Origin of the sequence: Streptomyces sp. 3214.6 (assembly GCF_900129855.1) — a bacterium.
Classification (GTDB): domain Bacteria; phylum Actinomycetota; class Actinomycetes; order Streptomycetales; family Streptomycetaceae; genus Streptomyces; species Streptomyces soliscabiei.
Window position 1 is genome coordinate 6,872,967 of the sequence record NZ_LT670819.1, and the last position, 15,332, is coordinate 6,888,298.

General features: G+C 74.0%; 12 protein-coding genes. 3 read left to right on the forward strand and 9 right to left on the reverse strand.

Annotated features, from left to right (window positions below; genetic code table 11):
* Positions 1-50: 50 nt before the first annotated feature.
* The 5 genes from B5557_RS31080 to B5557_RS31100 all read right to left on the reverse strand — a co-directional run bounded on the left by B5557_RS31080 (position 51) and on the right by B5557_RS31100 (position 8,239).
* Positions 51-3,407, reverse strand: a complete 3,357-nt coding sequence (locus tag B5557_RS31080; protein ID WP_079662554.1) for an SAV_2336 N-terminal domain-related protein — start codon at positions 3,405-3,407, stop codon at positions 51-53.
* A complete protein-coding gene (locus B5557_RS31085) occupies positions 3,397-4,455 on the reverse strand; it encodes an AAA family ATPase (RefSeq protein ID WP_079662555.1) in 1,059 nt (352 codons plus the stop codon). The genes B5557_RS31080 and B5557_RS31085 overlap by 11 nt, the downstream gene beginning before the upstream one ends.
* A 127-nt stretch (positions 4,456-4,582) precedes the next feature.
* The gene (locus B5557_RS31090) at positions 4,583-6,334 is read right to left on the reverse strand and encodes a VMAP-C domain-containing protein (protein WP_079662556.1); all 1,752 of its coding nucleotides are present in this window, start codon (positions 6,332-6,334) and stop codon (positions 4,583-4,585) included.
* Positions 6,331-6,657 carry a CU044_2847 family protein gene (locus tag B5557_RS31095; protein WP_079665104.1) on the reverse strand — a complete coding sequence of 109 codons (327 nt, stop codon included), beginning with the start codon at positions 6,655-6,657 and terminating at the stop codon, positions 6,331-6,333. The genes B5557_RS31090 and B5557_RS31095 overlap by 4 nt, the downstream gene beginning before the upstream one ends.
* Before the next feature lie 130 nt (positions 6,658-6,787).
* Positions 6,788-8,239, reverse strand: coding sequence for an acyl-CoA synthetase (locus B5557_RS31100; protein ID WP_079662557.1), 1,452 nt, complete (start codon positions 8,237-8,239; stop codon positions 6,788-6,790).
* Between the two features lie 165 nt (positions 8,240-8,404).
* Here B5557_RS31100 and B5557_RS31105 point away from each other — a divergent pair, with 165 nt between their 5' ends.
* A complete protein-coding gene (locus B5557_RS31105; RefSeq protein WP_079662558.1) occupies positions 8,405-9,283 on the forward strand; it encodes an ATP-grasp domain-containing protein in 879 nt (292 codons plus the stop codon).
* 25 nt (positions 9,284-9,308) lie between these two features.
* Here B5557_RS31105 and B5557_RS31110 read toward each other — a convergent pair whose 3' ends face one another.
* A complete protein-coding gene (locus B5557_RS31110; protein ID WP_443031287.1) occupies positions 9,309-9,899 on the reverse strand; it encodes a hypothetical protein in 591 nt (196 codons plus the stop codon).
* Between the two features lie 142 nt (positions 9,900-10,041).
* Between B5557_RS31110 and B5557_RS31115 the strand changes: the two genes are divergently transcribed.
* Together B5557_RS31115 and B5557_RS31120 are read left to right on the forward strand one after the other, a co-directional pair.
* Positions 10,042-10,815 (forward strand): IclR family transcriptional regulator, encoded by a 774-nt coding sequence (locus B5557_RS31115; RefSeq protein ID WP_079662560.1) that lies wholly within the window; start codon positions 10,042-10,044, stop codon positions 10,813-10,815.
* Complete coding sequence (locus B5557_RS31120) at positions 10,812-11,663, forward strand: SMP-30/gluconolactonase/LRE family protein (protein ID WP_079662561.1); 852 nt, start codon at positions 10,812-10,814, stop codon at positions 11,661-11,663. Before B5557_RS31115 ends, B5557_RS31120 begins: the two co-directional genes overlap by 4 nt.
* Positions 11,664-11,690: 27 nt before the next feature.
* Here B5557_RS31120 and B5557_RS31125 read toward each other — a convergent pair whose 3' ends face one another.
* From B5557_RS31125 to B5557_RS31135, 3 genes are read right to left on the reverse strand one after another with little or no spacing between them, the layout of a single operon-like run.
* The gene (locus tag B5557_RS31125; protein WP_107472654.1) at positions 11,691-13,085 is read right to left on the reverse strand and encodes an FAD-dependent oxidoreductase; all 1,395 of its coding nucleotides are present in this window, start codon (positions 13,083-13,085) and stop codon (positions 11,691-11,693) included.
* Complete coding sequence (locus B5557_RS31130) at positions 13,082-14,437, reverse strand: MAB_1171c family putative transporter (protein ID WP_443031288.1); 1,356 nt, start codon at positions 14,435-14,437, stop codon at positions 13,082-13,084. Before B5557_RS31130 ends, B5557_RS31125 begins: the two co-directional genes overlap by 4 nt.
* Positions 14,434-15,042: a toxin-antitoxin system, toxin component family protein gene (locus B5557_RS31135; protein ID WP_173877750.1), complete on the reverse strand. Its 609-nt coding sequence runs from the start codon at positions 15,040-15,042 to the stop codon at positions 14,434-14,436. The genes B5557_RS31130 and B5557_RS31135 overlap by 4 nt, the downstream gene beginning before the upstream one ends.
* Positions 15,043-15,332: the final 290 nt, after the last annotated feature.

A 15,332-nucleotide genomic window follows, 5' to 3' on the forward strand; every position in this document is an offset into this window, starting at 1 on the left:
AGCTGCATCGACGGCCTCGGGGTACGCCTCCTTCTTCCCCGGGGCCGGCTCTACAGCGTGCGTGCCGCCTCCAGGACGGGGGTGAGGGAGGAGACCGTCGCGTCGCAGCCCGCCTCGGTCAGGGCCTGTTCGGCGGTGGGGTTGCGGGCGAGACCGATGAAGCGCAGGCCCACGGTCTTGGCGGCGGCGAGCTCGGCGAGCGTGGAGCCGATCAGGACGCCGGTGGCGGCGGGTGTGCCGAGCGGGCGCAGGGCGCGCAGCAGACAGTGCGGGTCCGGCATGAGGCGCCGTAGGTCGTCGTCGCGGCCGTACACGCCCGCGAGGGGTAGCCGGTAGGCCTCCAGGGAGCGGCGCACGGCCTGTTCGCACACGTCCGTGACCACCCCCACCCGGCGGCCGGCGCCGTACAGGGTGCGGACGAGGACGACGGAGTGGTGCGTCGTCGGTGCGTCCGGTACGGCCCTCAGCTCCAGCTCGTCGAGACGGTCGCGCAGGAGCGGGCCGAGGCGGTCGCGGGCGAAGGTGCGCAGCACGTCCAGCGGGTGCGCGAACAACTCCCGCCCCGCCACGTCCGGGTCGCCCGGCGGACGACCCGCCAGGGCGTCCTCGGGGTCGCGGTGCTCGGCGACGATGGAGAGCAGGTCGAGGGCGGCCGCGCGGGCGCTGGGGGCCGTGAACAGGCGGGTCAGCGGGCCGTCGAAGCCGAACAGCACGGTCTCGGCGTCGGCGAGCAGCTCCGCCGGCGGGCGCGCGGCGGGGGCGGCGGGAGTACGCACCTGCGGGGGCGGCGCGTAGTCCGGCGCCAGCGTCACCGCACACGTCACCGCCAGCCCCGGCACCGGCCACCGGCCGAGCTGGGTGTTGAGCGCCCGCTGTGCGCCGGCCGCCCGGCGGACGGAGTGGTGACGGGTGATCCGCGACCCCGACTCCAGCAGCCACGCCAACAGCCGCCCGGACACGCCGGTGGCCTCCGCCCGTACGAACGCCACCGGGTCAGCCACCCGCCAGGACAGCTCCACGGCCGCCCTGAACTCGCCCTTGCCGGAGCTGGGCAGGGAGACCCGGTGGACGGCGTGCTGCGGGCTGAGGTCGACCTCGTAGTACGTCGTCGGACCCGGCGGGCGTCCGCCGTGGGGGTCGACGGGATCGAGGAGGGTGAGGGGGCCGTCGGGACGCGTGTGCACGATCGCGGTGCGGCCGGGGGCGGGTATCCCCAACTGCCGCAGATCTTGGGTGAGCAGCGGCCCTCGCACCAGATCCCGCTCCTCGTCCTCCGCGCGCGGCGCGGGCAGCGGGCAGTACCAGGCGAGCGGCGGCCCGTCCGGGGCGTCGCCGTACAGCGGCCGAAAACGATGGGGCCCGGAGGCGGCGGAACTGTGCGCGAAGTCGTCGTAGAGGTCGGGGTGGACGGTGAGGAGGACGAGGGCGCCGCTCTCCGGGGGTGCGGGGGCCTGCGGGCCGTTCCGGAACGTCACACGCAGGCGCGGCGGTTCGGCCAGGTCGGTGAGGGGGCCGGGGAGCCAGCGCAGGGCGGCGGCGAGGACGGGGAGCAGGTAGGCGTCGGGGTGGACCTGGACGACGTAGCCGTCCCCGCGGACGTGGATCTCGTACTGCTGGGGGGTGAGATCGCCACGGGCGAGGACCTCGTGGACGGCCAGTTCGAGGGTGATGCGGGTCTCGGGGTGGGCGGTGAGGTCGGCGTCGGTCTCGAAGCGGATCGACGGCTGGGCGGGCTCGTCCGCGCCCCCGCCCAGTCGGCGTACCGTCTCCTCGCTCACCGTCGCGAACGCCGGGCCGGTGTCGGTGCCCTCGGTTTCGACGGCGGCCGCCTCCGCGTGGAACTCGCCCGTCGTGTGGCCCGCGCGTTCGTCGATCAGGCCGCCGATGCGGTCCAGGAGTTCGCGGGTGCGGCCGCGGGTCGTGCGGGGCAGGGTGCGCAGAAGGAGGTCGCGTACGCCCGGCCGGAAGTCGTAGGAGCCGGGCGGGCCGGGGACGGTCGTGAGCATGCCGCTGAGAATGACCTCGGCCAGCTGCGCCGGGCGCGGGTCGCGGTTCACGGCGCGTTGGACCAGGCGCATCACCGGCACGGAGGGCACCGCGAGGGCCAGATGGCCGGCCAGCCGGAAGGCCTCCGGGGAGGCGGTGGCGCGGAAGCGCAGCACCAGGTCCTGGGCGGGGAGGCGGGCCGGGTCGGGGGCCTGCGGTCCGGCGGAGAGGGGCGGGGCCGGGGCCGGTGGGAGCCAGGCCGCCGCGCCCGGGGTGTGGGCGCCGCCGGGGCCCGCCACCAGCGCCGCCCAGTTGGCCAGCCAGGGCGCGCCCGGTTCCAGGACGGGCAGGGGGAAAGACGCGGCCGGCGGCGGCTCGGCCTCGGGGTCGTAGGGGGTGAACGTGACGGCGGAGAGCGGGGCCGCCGCGGTGGGGGAGGTGAGCAGCCCCGGCTCGGCCGGCAGCGCCGTCGTCGGCCACAGGCGCTCGGGGAGCGGCTGGACGACGGCCAGCGGCATCCGCGTCGCCCAGTGCCGCAGGGTGCCGTACCAGAGCTCGCCCGCCGGGCCGGGGCGCCACTGCGGGCCCATGCAGTCGCTGACGACGAGCGTGACCGTACGGCCGTCCGCCGGGTCGGGGACGTGCCGGGCGCGGCCGTCGGGGGTGGCCGGATGCAGGGTGACCGTGCGGAAGACGCCCGACTGGGCCAGGACGGTGTGCAGTTCACGGATGAGGGGCCGCCAGACCGGCATCGTCGGCCCCGTGTCGTGGACGAGGCTGAGGCGCAGCCAGCGGTCGCGCGCGGGCCGCAGGACGGGCAGCCAGACGTCGGGGTGGGCGCCCAGCCGGGCGATGCGGTCGACCGTCGCCCGCTCGTCGAGGAGCCGGGCGCGCACCGACGGCACCGTCCGCTTCAGCGGGCGCAGGGCCCGCTGGAGGGCGAGGGGGTGGGGGAGCATCGGCGGCGCGGGCGCGAGGACGGGCCTGCCGGCGGAGGCGGTGGGGTGCGCGGGGTCCTTGTGCGGTTCCGGGGTGGGGAGGTGCAGGGGAACGCGGTCGGCGGGGGACGGGGGCCGGGATGCGGGGAGGGGCGGGGAAGCTGCCGGCCGGTTCTCGCGGTCGGCGGGCGTGGGGTCGGCGGCCGGCTCCGGGGGCGCCGACGGGGCCACCGACGGAGGCGTGGCCCCGACGCCGCTCGGGTCCCCGCAGGGACCTGCCTCCGGGCCGCCCAACTCCCCGGCCAGCCACAGCAGTTCGGCCAGCTCACGGGGTGTGGGCGCCGTGCCCGACGCGGCCGTCAGCAGTGCGCTCAGCCGTTCCAGGGCGGACGGGCCACCCCTCGCCGGGTCCTCCCCCGACGGGTCTGTCCTTGGCGGCTCCTCCCTCGGCGGGTCTGTCCTTGGCGGGTCCTCAGAAGCCATCGCCGTCCGCCGTCGTGGTCAGGTAGGGCATCAGCTGCTCCGCCAGGGCGTCGCGGGAGTCCGCGTCGAGGCCGGCGACGCCGGTGAGGTAGAGGGCGTTCAGGAGCTGGTCGGTGGCGAGTTCGCCGTCGGCCGCCCGGGTCAGGAAGCGGTTGATGAGGTGTTCCGCCTCGCCGGGCGGGGTGTCGAGGTGGGCCCGGACGATCTCGGTGAGCTGTGCCCGGTCGGGCCGGCGCAGCTTCAGCCGGACGCAGCGGCGCAGGAAGGCGGGCGGGAACTCGCGCTCGCCGTTGCTGGTCAGGACGACGAACGGGAAGGCGCGGCAGCGGACCCGGCCGCGTGTGACGGTGACCGGCGCGTCCGAGCCGTCGGCCAGGACCTCGGCGGTGCCGTCGTCGACGCGGTGGCGGGCCGCGCGCAGGAGTTCGGGGATCTCGTACTGGCCCTCCTCCAGGACGTTCAGCAGGTCGTTGGGCAGATCGAGGTCGCTCTTGTCGATCTCGTCGACCAGGAGGGCGCGGGGACGGTCGTAGGGGAGCAGGGCGGTGCCGAGGGGGCCGAGGCGCAGGTGGTCCTCGACGCCCTCGGCGCCGGAAGGCTCGACCGGCTCCTCGGCGCCGGAGCGGCCGGTCCGTTGACGCCAGGCCACCTGTCGGGCCGCGTACAGCCGGGACAGCGGGTCGTACTGGTAGAGGCCGTCGGCCAGGGTGGAGCGGCTGGTGATGTTCCAGCGCAGCACCGGACCGAGCCCCAGCTCACGCGCCACCGCGTACGCCAGCGAGGACTTGCCGGTGCCGGGCGGACCGGTGACCAGCAGGGGGCGGCGCAGCACCAGGGCCGCGTTGACGAGTTGGACGCTCTCCGGGGTGGCGACGTAGGAGCGGGCGCGGTGGACGCGGTCGGGGGAGACGGCCGCCTCGTCGTCGGCGTCCCGGGGCGGCTGTACGACGGGCTCGCCGTCGAACGCGCGCCAGGGCGGCGGCGCGGGCAGCCGGTCGATGCCGTCGTGGGGCTCGCTGTTCCCGGTGTAGACGGACCAGTGCGGCATGGTTCTCCGAAACTCGGTGTGGCTCGGTGTGGCTCAGTGGGGGTGGTGGGGCGGTCGGGGCGGTAGGGGCGGTAGGGATCGCTGGGTGGAGGGGGGTGGGGGGGGGGGGCGCTGGTGGAGGGGTGGTTCAGGCCACGGGGGAGTGGGCGTGGGCGGGTACTTCGCCGTGCGGGTCGGTGAAGACGCGCGGGTCGTCCCACAGCAGTTGGATGTCGTGCGCCCAGTGGCCGTCCTCGACGTCGGCCTCCTCCCGCAACGCCAGGACGCGGCGCGGGAGTTCGGCGGGCGGGACGCCGGACAGGCAGGTGTCGAGCTCGTCCAGGAACACCTTGCCCGCGCAGCCGTCCCCGCCGGCGCAGGGCTCGTCCGGCCCGGTGGCGCAGCCCTCGCGGGACCAGACGACGATCGGGGCGGGCGCGTTGAGCGAGGATTCGAAGTGGGGGCGGGTGCGGGGCGAGGCCGGGGCGGTGGCGAAGCCGGCGAGACAGGCGTCGTCCTGACGCAGTCGCAGTCGCAGCCGGCGCGGTTCCTCGGTGCTGCCGCACTCGACGCGGTGCACGCGCGCGCCGGGCACGGTGTCGAGCCGGTTCCACACCCGGGTCAGTTGGTGCCGGACGCCCGGCCGGCGGCGGGCCTGGTCGGTGACGACCAGCGGGTACACGCAGCCGAGCGGGGTGTCGTCGTCGGGGGTGGACGCCCAGCGGTCGACGGGCAGGTCGATCCAGTCGCGGGGCAGCGCGAACGTGATCAACTCGTCGCAGCCGGGGGTCAGATAGCGGAAGGCGGCCTCGATACGGTCCTGCACATAGGCGCGCAGCCCGGCCTGCGGGACCGTGTCGGAGCCGACCGGATGCCGGCGGCCCCCGCTGTACGCGGACACCTCGACGCGGACGTGTCCGTCGCCCGCGCCGCTGTGCTGGAGGTCGACGAGGATGGGTGACCAGTCCGGTGCGGCGGCCGGCTCGGCGGGGGTCTCGGCAGGGGGTTCGACGGGGGGTTCGACGGGGGTCCGGTATAGGGAGGCCACGTGGGCGGTGAAGCGGGCGACGGTGGTGGCCGCGTCGTCGCCGTCGACCTCGCACAGCACGAACAGGGCCGCCGACCACAGGGAGTCGAAGCCCTCCTCGGGCGCGTCCGGGTCCAGCGGGCCGCGGGACGCCTCGTACAGCTGCACGCGCCGCCCGGCGTCGTCGTCCAGGCCGGCGCGGACGGCGCGCTCGACGAGTTCGCGCAGCCGGGCTCGGTCGGCGGTGCGGTGGTCGGAGGTGGGGACCAGGCCGCTCAGGGCCGGCCAGTAGCGGGCCATGACCTCGGTGGGCATCATCCGCCCGTTGTGCACGCCCCGGTCGCCGGCGGCCGCGGTGACCATGCCGACGACCTCGCCGGTGTCGACGAGGGTGACGGCGGCGCCGCTGAACCCGGGGGCGAGCGGCTGCCCGCCGGGCTGCCAGGCCTCCAGCTGGATCCACTCGCGGTTGAGCAACTGGGCGGCGGTGATGCGGTATTCGGCGAGGGTGCCCTCGTCGAAGCCGACCGGGAAGCCGTAGACGAAGAGTTTGCGGGGCCGGTCGGGCCGTTGTCCGTGGACCGCGTCCACCGGCGCGAGCGCGGCGGGCGCGATCGGCACGTCGTGGGCCAGCTCCAGGACGGCCAGGTCGCCGAGGTCGGTCGAGCCGCCGCCCCAGCCGCCGTCGGCGATCACCCGGGCCGGTACGGCGGCGGAGCCGGGGCGCTCGGTGAAGGTCACCGTCAGCGCGTCAGCGGCGGCTTCGTGCACGACGTGGGCACAGGTCAGCACCCTGCGCGGGGTGATGAGGAAGCCCGCGCCCACCACCTCGCCGGCGCTCTCGATCCGGGCGTGCCACTCGGCGCTGTTCATGAGGGCGTGGAGGGCGACCAGGTCAGTCGTACGACGAGGTGGCCCTCCGCCGTGCCCTTGGCGATGATCGCGCCCGTCTCCGCCGACAGCTTCACCCCGAACTCGATCTCCACGCCGTCCGGTCGCAACGCCCCGTCCCGGAAGACGCGCAGCGCGGACTCGGCGGCGGCGCGCACGCCGTCCAACGCGCCCTCGAAGGTGCGGGCCGCCTGGACCGTACCGTCGCCCCGGGCCACCAGGCGGGAACCGGGCCGCCTCTCCGTGGCCGCTTCGACGGCGATCACGGCGCCGTCGTCGGTCTTGAACTCCACCAGTCCGTCCACGGTGTCCCCGTTGCCCTTTCCGTTCAACTGCGGCTCTGTGCACATCCATTGTCACGGACGGTACTTGAGCTTGTCCCGCGTTCACCGCGCCTTCGTGAACCGCCCGGAAAGCGTCCCGTGCCGCCGTACGTCATGACGGCAGCGCCCGCTTCATGATCTTCCCCATGTCGTTGCGGGGCAGCGCGTCGAGGTAGCGCACCGCACGGGGCCGCTTGTGCGGGGCCAGCCGACGGGCCACGTGGTCGGCCAACTCGCCTTCCGCCGGGGGTGATCCGGGGTCCACCGGCACGACCCACGCGACGATCCGCTCCCCGAGGTCCGTGTCCGGCTCCCCGGTGACGGCGGCCTCACGCACCCCAGGATGCTCAAGGAGCGCGTTCTCGATCTCCCCGGCCCCGATCTTGTAACCCCCGCTCTTGATCAGGTCGGTGGCCTTGCGCCCCACGATCCGGACGTACCCGTCGGGATCGCGCACCGCCACGTCGCCGGTCCGGAACCAGCCGTCGGCGGTGAAGGCGGCGGCGGTGGCGTCGGGCCGGTTGAGGTACTCGGTGAACAGGTTCGGCCCGCGCACCTGGATCTCCCCGACGCTCTCCCCGTCGTACGCCTCGACGGCCGACCCGTCGTCCTGTACGAGCCGCAGTTCCACGCCGGGCAGCGGCACCCCGACGGTCCCCGCCCGCGCCTCCCCGTCCGCTCGGACGCTGGTGTTCATCAGCGTCTCCGTCATGCCGTACCGCTCGATCACCCGCCGTCCGGTCGCGGCCGCGATGCGCTCGTGGTCGTGCACGGGCAGCGCGGCCGAACCGGACACCAGCAGTCGTGCCCCCGAGAGCGCCTTGACCAGCTCCGGATCGTCGGGGAGCGCTTCGGCGATGCGGTGGTACATCGTCGGCACCCCGAACAACATGCTCGCGCCGCTGTTCAACTCCCGTGCGACGCCGTCCGTGTCGAACCGTCCGAGGTGCCGTAGGGACCCGCCCCGGCGCAGCGGTCCGAGCACCCCCAGCACCAGCCCGTGCACATGGAACAGCGGCAGCCCGTGCACGAGGACGTCCTGTCCGGTCCACTGCCAGGCGTCGGCGAGCGCGTCGAGCGTCGTGGCGATCGCCCGCCGCGGGACGACCGCTCCCTTGGGCGGCCCGGTGGTGCCAGAGGTGTAGACGACGAGGGCGGCCTCCTCATCCCCCACGGCCTTCCCCGCCACCGCTGCGACCCCGCGCACGTCGACGTCGATCCGCTTCAACCCCCGCAGCGCGGCAGGCAGTTCGTCACCCGGAGCCGCCAGTACGGCCCCCGGCGCACTGTCGGACAGGATGTGTCCGAGCTCCTTGTCGCCCGACTTCGGGTTCAGCGGCACGGCGGCCGCCCCGGCGAGCAGCACGCCCACCACTCCGACGGCCGTCTCCAGCGTCGGAGCGGCCCACACGGCGACCCTCCCCGGCGTGCCCCGCACCTGTTCCCCGACGGCGCCGGCCGCCCCGGCGAGTTCCGCATACGTCAGGGAGCGCCCGCCGAACCGCAGCGCGGGGCGGCCCGACGGGGTGTCCGTCAGGGCCGGGAAGAGAGAGGACGAGGACACGGGAGGGACTCCTTGGCGGCTGCGGGAACAATCAAGCCTGTTCCTACCCCGTCGCCCGGGCCCTCACCGCCGGCTACCGAGTGTAATGTCCGGGCCGGTGGTGTGATCGCGGACCCTTGTTAGCCTTCGGCTTATCGGACTGTCGTACGAAGGGTGGAATCCGTCGTGGCGTGTATCGCACTCGTCACCTACGACCCCCGACCGGAGCCGAGCAGGGACCGTGATCTGCCCGTGCTGCAGGCGGCGCTGGAGCGGGCCGGGGCCGAGGCGGACGGGGTCTTCTGGGACGACCCCGACGTCGACTGGGCCTCCTACGATCTTGTCGTCATCCGTTCGACCTGGGACTACAGCTGGCGCGCGGACGAGTTCACGGCCTGGGCGCAGAAGGTCGCCGATGTCACCCGGCTGGCCAACCCGGCCGCCGTCGTGCGCTGGAACGCCGACAAGCGGTATCTGGGGGAGCTCGCGGCGGCCGGAGTGCCGACCGTCCCGACGCGCTACCTCGCGCCCGACGACCCGGCCGACCTGCCCACCGACCACGAGTACGTCGTCAAGCCCACCTCCGGGGCCGGCGCCCGCTATGCCGCCCGCTACACCCCCGACCAGCACGAAAAGGCCGTAGGGCAGCTCGCGCGGATGCACGACGAGGGGCTGACGGCGATGGTGCAGCCGTATGTGCGGGGCATAGACGCCGGCGGTGAACGGGCCCTGCAGTTCTTCGGCGGCCGGCTGCTGCACGCCAGCCGCAAGCGGGCGGTCCTGGCCCCCGGCACCGCCTACGACGCGCAGAAGGTCGCCCACCCCGGCCTGGAGCCCTGGACCCCGACCCCGGCCGAGATCGCCGTCGCCGAGCGCGCCCTGGCCGCCGTACCGGACACGCCCGAGCTGCTCTACGCCCGGGTCGACCTCGTGGACGGCGACGACGGGCAGCCTTGCGTGATGGAGCTGGAACTGGTCGAGCCGAACCTGTTCCTGTTCCTGCACCCGGAGTCGGTGCCGGCCGTCGCGGCGGCGATCATGGCGGCGGCGGCCGGCACGCGCTGACGACCGCCACCACCTGCGGACGGCGCTACTCCCTGATCGTCGTCCGTTGCAGCAGCCCCCAGGTGAACTCGGCGACGACCTCATGCGGCGTCCCCAGCGCGTCGGGCGCGCTGAAGGCCAGGCCGCAGCGGGTCGGGGCGGTGCCCTCCAGGGGGCGGGCGGGGGCGAAGGCGGCCGCGACCTCGTCGACGGTGCAGGACCACGAGGTGAGATCGTCGAGGGTGTTCAGGGGCGGTGGCTCGGTGCCCGGGGCACGCACCAGCCACTCGTTCCAGACGCTGCCGTTCGGCGCGAGCAGCAGCTCGAAGCGCAGGTCGGGCCAGAGGGACACCGGCCACACCCAGACTTCGCAGTCGGCGTCGCCGACGCGGCGGGGTGCGCGGGACTCGGGTTCGCCGAGGGCGGCGCGGTAACGGGAGAGTGCGCCCCGTGCGTGCGGGGAGTGGGCCATCGCCTGCCAACGTTTGTTGGCCTCTCGCATCTGGGCCAGGGAGACACCCAGTCCATGACGGGTCTGCTCCACCAGGTCCTGGTTGTGGTCGGCCATACGGCGCAACAGGACCAGCTGGAAGTCGAGAGGAGTGAAGGAGCCGGCGAGGCGTTTCTGAGTCGGCATGCACCCCATCCTGGCGCACCCGCACGTTTCACGACCATTGCCCAGCGCAAAGGCTTATGACAGCCTGTGTTCGTCATGCCGATCGCCTGTTGAAATCTCGAACACAGGCACTGAGAACGACTACTAAGGGAGGGGGCCGGTCGTGGGACGCCTCGTACCTGCCGTGACCCGAGCTCTCGACATTCTCGAGCTCTTCCTCGACGGGGACGGTTCGCTCTCCGCCCCCGACATAGTGCGCAAGCTCCAGCTTCCGCGCACCACCGTGCACGAACTCGTGACCACGCTCTCCGCGCGGTCCTACATCGTCCCCGTGCCCGGACAGCCCGGACGGTACCGTCTCGGCGTCCGCCCGTACCAGCTCGGCAGCCGCTACGCCGAGCAGCTCGACCTCGCCGCCGAGGGTCAGCAGGTCGCGCGGTCCGTCGCTGAAACGTGTGACGAGACGGTCCACGTCGCGATCCTCGAGGGCGCCGACGTCATCTACATCGCCAAGGTCGACTCCACCCACGCGGTCCGGATGGTCTCGGCCGCGGGCCGCCGCCTCCCCGCCCACTGCACCTCCGTCGGCAAGATGCTGCTGGCCTCGCTCCCCGAGCCGGAGCTCAGCGCGCGCATCCCCGACGACGCCGACCTCATCCGGATGACCCCCAACAGCATCACCGAGCCCGGCGCCCTGCGGCAGGCCCTGGCGGAGATCCGGGAGCGGGGCGTCGCGGTCGAGAGCCGCGAGTCCAACCCGGACGTCAGCTGCGTCGCCGCACCGGTCCGCGACCGCACCGGGCAGGTCGTCGCGGCCCTCTCCATCTCCGTCCCCATGATCCGCTGGAGCGACGACCGCCGGGTCGAGCTGGAGCAGCTCGCGGCGAAGGGCGCAGCGGAACTGTCCGAACTCCTCGGTTACCGGAGCGTGGCATGACGACGTCGTACGAAGTGGCCGTGCGGGCCGAGGCGACCCTCGGCGAGGGCCCGACCTGGGACCCGGCCACCGGCCGCCTGCTCTGGCTCGACATCCTGGGCGCCCGCCTGCACACCTACGACCCCGTGACGGGCGGGCGCACGGTCCGGGTGACCGACCAGCACGTGGGCGCGGCCAAGCCCCGCGCGGGCGGCGGCCTGGTCCTGAACCTGCGGGACGGCGTGGGCCTCCTCGACCCCGACGACAGCTTCCGCTGGCTGCACCACGAGCCGGTCGCGGGCCGCCGCGCCAACGACGCCGCCGTCGCCCCCGACGGCTCCCTGTGGGCGGGCACCATGCGCTACGACGAGGCGCCCGGTGGCGGCACCCTGTCCCGCCTCACCGGCGACGGCACGGCGGACGTCGTCCTCGACGACGTGGCGGTGAGCAACGGGACCGGCTGGAGCCCGGACGGCACGCTGATGTACTACGTCGACTCACCGACGCGCCGGGTCGACGTCTTCGCGTACGCGGCGGACGGGCGTCTCTCCGAGCGCCGTCCGCTCGTCGAGATCGAGGAGGGCGCCGGCTTCCCCGACGGCCTCACCGTCGACGCCGACGGCTGTGTGTGGGTGGCACTGTGGGACGGGGGAGCGGTACGCCGCTACACCCCGGCGGGCGAACTGGACCGCGTGATCACCCTGCCCACCCCGAGGATCACGGCCTGCGCGTTCGGCGGCGCCGACCTGACCGACCTGTACGTCACCACCGCCCGCGTGGGCCTGGACGCCCCGCATCCGGTGGCGGGGTCGCTGCTGGTGATACCGGGGGCGGGGAAGGGGCTCGCCCAGCCGGCGTTCGCAGGCTGACTGCTCCAGCTATGCCGGCTATTGCAGCTACTCCAGTTCCGCCGCTTTCAGCTCCTGAGGCGTCAGCGGTGGCCCGCTCAGCGGTGGCTTGAGCGGGCCACGCGCCGCCGCCGCCAGCATGCCCGGCGTCAGCAGCACCTGCGCTCCTCGCTCCAGCGACATCACGTCCGTCACCGTCCTGGCGACCCGCCCGTTCCCCGTGGCCGTGTACGTCAGCCGGTCCACGTACGCGGCGACGAGGCGGTCCCGTCGGGTGGGGCCGTTCTCCGTCGCGCCCGGGAAGAACACGTCCTGCCCGACCGCGAGGTCCCACGCCGCCGAGACCGGCCGGGCCATCGCCTTCTGGATGCGCCGGGACAGCCCTGGCGAACCCCAGCCATGCCGCCGTACGACGTCCCGCAGGGCCGACGCGCCCTGGGCGGCGACCGACATGCCGTGCCCGTACACCGGGTTGTACGCGGCGAGCGCGTCGCCGAGGACGGCGAAGTTCTCCGGCCAGGCCGGCATCCGCTCGTAGAAGGTGCGGCGGTTGGCGGTCGTCCGGGTGAACGCCACCTCGGAGAGCGGCTCGGCGCGGGAGATCAGGTCGGCGACGAGCGGGTGCCGCAGCTCCTCGCGGGCGTACCGGTCGAAGTCGGCGGTGTCGGGCGACGGTTGGCCGCCACGCGTGCCGATCAGGGTGACCAGCCAGCACCCGTCCTCGATCGGCAGCAGGACGCCCGCCCGGCCGGGTTCGCCGGTGCGCGGGTCCGCCATCACGTTGACGACCGGGAAGCCGTCGCGGGTCGCCTCGGGCGCCCGGTAGAGGCGGCTCGCGTAGGCCAGTCCCGCGTCGACCTCGCGCCGCTCCGGGGCGGGCAGGCCCAGGTCCGTCAGCCACTGGACGGCACGGGAGCCGCGCCCGGTGGCGTCGACGACGAGGTCGGCGGCGAGGGTGCGTTCGGTGCCGTCGTGGGTGCGGACCCGGACTCCGGCGACGGCGGCGTCCGTGCCGTCGAGTCCGAGCACCTCGGTCCGGTCGGTCAACTCGACGCGGGGCTCGGCCAGGACGCTCGCCCGTACCGTCGCGTCCAGCAGGTCGCGGCCGCACAGCAGCATGAAGTGCGACTCGGCCCAGCGCCGGTACCACCCCTTCGGCGACAGCACGACCATGTCCGTGGTGACGGGCAGCCGGTGTGCCCCGGCCTCCCGCAGCCGCTCCGTGACGCCCGGCAGCAGCTCCTCCACGGCCCGCGCCCCGCCCGACCACAGCTGGTGGACGTGCCGGGCCTGCGGCAGCCCCTTGCGGGGGTGCGGGCCGACGGGCAGCTCGTCGCGCTCGACCACGGTGACCCGGTCGGCGACCGAGGCCAGGGCAGCGGCGGCGAGCATGCCGGCGAGAGAGCCGCCGAGGACGACGGCGGTGGTGGGGCGTTGGCTCATGGACGGGCACGCTCTCTGCTGCGGTCATCGGTGCTGCGGTCATCGGTGCTGCGGTCATCGGTGCTGCGGTGGTCACTGCTGCGGTCGTCGGTGCCGCGGCCGTCCACGGACCGGCCGGGGGCACCCGGCGCGAGTGCGGCGGCTGTCTGCCGGCGGACCGCCGCGATGGCGTCGGGGTCGCGCAGGGCGCGGGACACGGCCGCGATCTCCTGGAGCAGGTCCGTGGTGTCGGGATCGCCCGTGCCGTCGCCGTCCGGCGCGCGTCCCTTGGCGTCGGCCGCGTCCTGGACGGCCACGGCGGCGGCGAGCGCCTTCGCGCGGCCGGGCTCGAAGCCGAGGGCCAGCGCGGCCTCGTACGAGCGTCGCCGCCGCTCCTCGTCGATGCGGCGGGCCAGCGGGAGCAGGACGTCGCGGATGAACGTCTCCCGGCGGATCAGGCGCAGTTCGGGCGTGGCGTGCAGGACGAAGGGGGTGCTGCTGCCGTTGACGGTCCGCATCAGCGTGTACAGGGGTCGCAGTTCGTGGTGGGCGAGCCGCACGCGCCAGCGTTCGTGCAGGTACTGGCCGGCGTGCGGGAGGATGAAACCGACAGCGATCAGGATCGCGGACAGGCAGGCGACGGGCGGGGCCAGGTTCGTGCTCAGCCAGTCCAGGTCGTGGCCGGTCCAGCGGGCCACCACGGCGGTGAGCTTCGCGGCGTCGAAGATCAGGTTCATCCCGTAGCCGACGCCCAGCGACTTCAGACCCCAGCGCAGCCAGGCGTCGAGCCCGTCGGTGCGGACCCAGTTCCAGATCAGCCGGGACGTGATCAGGACGGCCACGGTGTGCGCGAGCAGGTAGGACAGGATCTCCTCGCGCATGAAGGGCGTCGAGGCGTAGTACGTGTCCAGGTCCCGGACCCGTTCGACCGGCGCGTCCGCGAGGGCGAACAGCACCCACAGCGCGACGACCACGCCCGTGTACAGGCACAGTACCCAGCGCATGGCGCGGCGGGTGGCCGCCGTGCGGTCGGACAGGCCGTTGCGCCAGGCGATGATCAGCAGCAGACAGGAGCCGCAGAACGCGGTGAGCAGGGAGTAGACGAGGGGGGCCGCGATGTTCGGCACGCCCGTGACCCGGTTGGTCCAGGCGATCGTGGTGGGCGCGGCGGACACGAACACGAAGCAGGCGAGCAGCAGCAGTCCGCCGACGGCGCGCAGCAGGGGGTCCCGCCACAGCCTGACGATGGTGGGCAACTTGATCACCAGGGCGGCGGTGAGGATCGCGGCGGGGATCCAGAACGGGATGTAGAGCTCGCCGAGGAGACCGGCCGGGTCGAGGGCCAGTTCGCCGGAGTCGGGGGCATGACTCACCGGGTCGTCCCTCCGTGGCCGCGGTAGCCGAACGCCCGTTGCAGGGGATCGAGGGGACCGCCGGCGCCCGCGCCGGACATCAGGGGCCGGACGGCGGAGGCCAGGCGGTGGCCGAAGTCGTCGGCCTCGGCCTCGTCCCGCTGGCGGGAGCCGTCGCGGGCGGCGACGGACAGGGCCGCGTCGCGCCAGCCGGGCCGGTCGGCGAAGGCACGTGCGGCGGCGGCCGTGCCGGGCCCGTGGTGGTGGCTGTGTCCGGCGTGCATGTGCCACAACTCATGGCCGAGAATGACGAGTTGCTGCACCGCCTCGGCACGCTCCTCGACGATGACCAGGTCGAAGTCCTGGAACTCCACCCACAGCCCGGTCACCTCGATCTCGTCGGGAAACCGCTCGAACCGCACCTCGACGAGCCGCCCGCCGCGCCGCGCGGACATCTCCTCGCACAGCGCCCGGCACACGTCCCGCACCCCGGACGGTCTGTAGGGGCGCGCCCGCACCGCGGCGGAGAGCTCGGCGCTCAGCTCGTGCATCGCCGGTCCCGTCCGCACGCGCCGCAGGGCCGAGGCGACCCGGGCTGCCCTTCCGCGCGCGCCCGCGATGTCCATCCGCTCCCCCTTCTCGACCGCCCTGCGGCAGCCTGTTCGAGCCTACGCGGCTGGTTGTGTCCGCGTCACGAGAAGTCCGTGAGGGTCACGGATAGAAAGCGCTATCAGAAGTCCTGTCGAAACCATTGACGCGCAAGCGCTTCGATCTTACGGTCCCGTTCGAAGTTACGAGCGTGATCCGAAATGTCGAACCGATCGAAGGCTGCATCGAGCACCGCGTCGAACCACGGCGAACACCACGTCGAACCACGGCGAACACCACGTCGAACCACGCGAACGACAGGGGCACG

Bases quoted from the DNA above. Each gene is read 5' to 3' on its own strand.
- B5557_RS31090 (WP_079662556.1), bottom strand. From the start codon at position 6,334: ATGAACAGCGCCGAGTGGCACGCCCGGATCGAGAGCGCCGGCGAGGTG.
- B5557_RS31080 (WP_079662554.1), bottom strand. From the start codon at position 3,407: ATGGCTTCTGAGGACCCGCCAAGGACAGACCCGCCGAGGGAGGAGCCG.
- B5557_RS31135 (WP_173877750.1), bottom strand. From the start codon at position 15,042: ATGGACATCGCGGGCGCGCGCGGAAGGGCAGCCCGGGTCGCCTCGGCC.
- B5557_RS31085 (WP_079662555.1), bottom strand. From the start codon at position 4,455: ATGCCGCACTGGTCCGTCTACACCGGGAACAGCGAGCCCCACGACGGC.
- B5557_RS31110 (WP_443031287.1), bottom strand. From the start codon at position 9,899: ATGCCGACTCAGAAACGCCTCGCCGGCTCCTTCACTCCTCTCGACTTC.
- B5557_RS31120 (WP_079662561.1), top strand. From the start codon at position 10,812: ATGACGACGTCGTACGAAGTGGCCGTGCGGGCCGAGGCGACCCTCGGC.
- B5557_RS31125 (WP_107472654.1), bottom strand. From the start codon at position 13,085: ATGAGCCAACGCCCCACCACCGCCGTCGTCCTCGGCGGCTCTCTCGCC.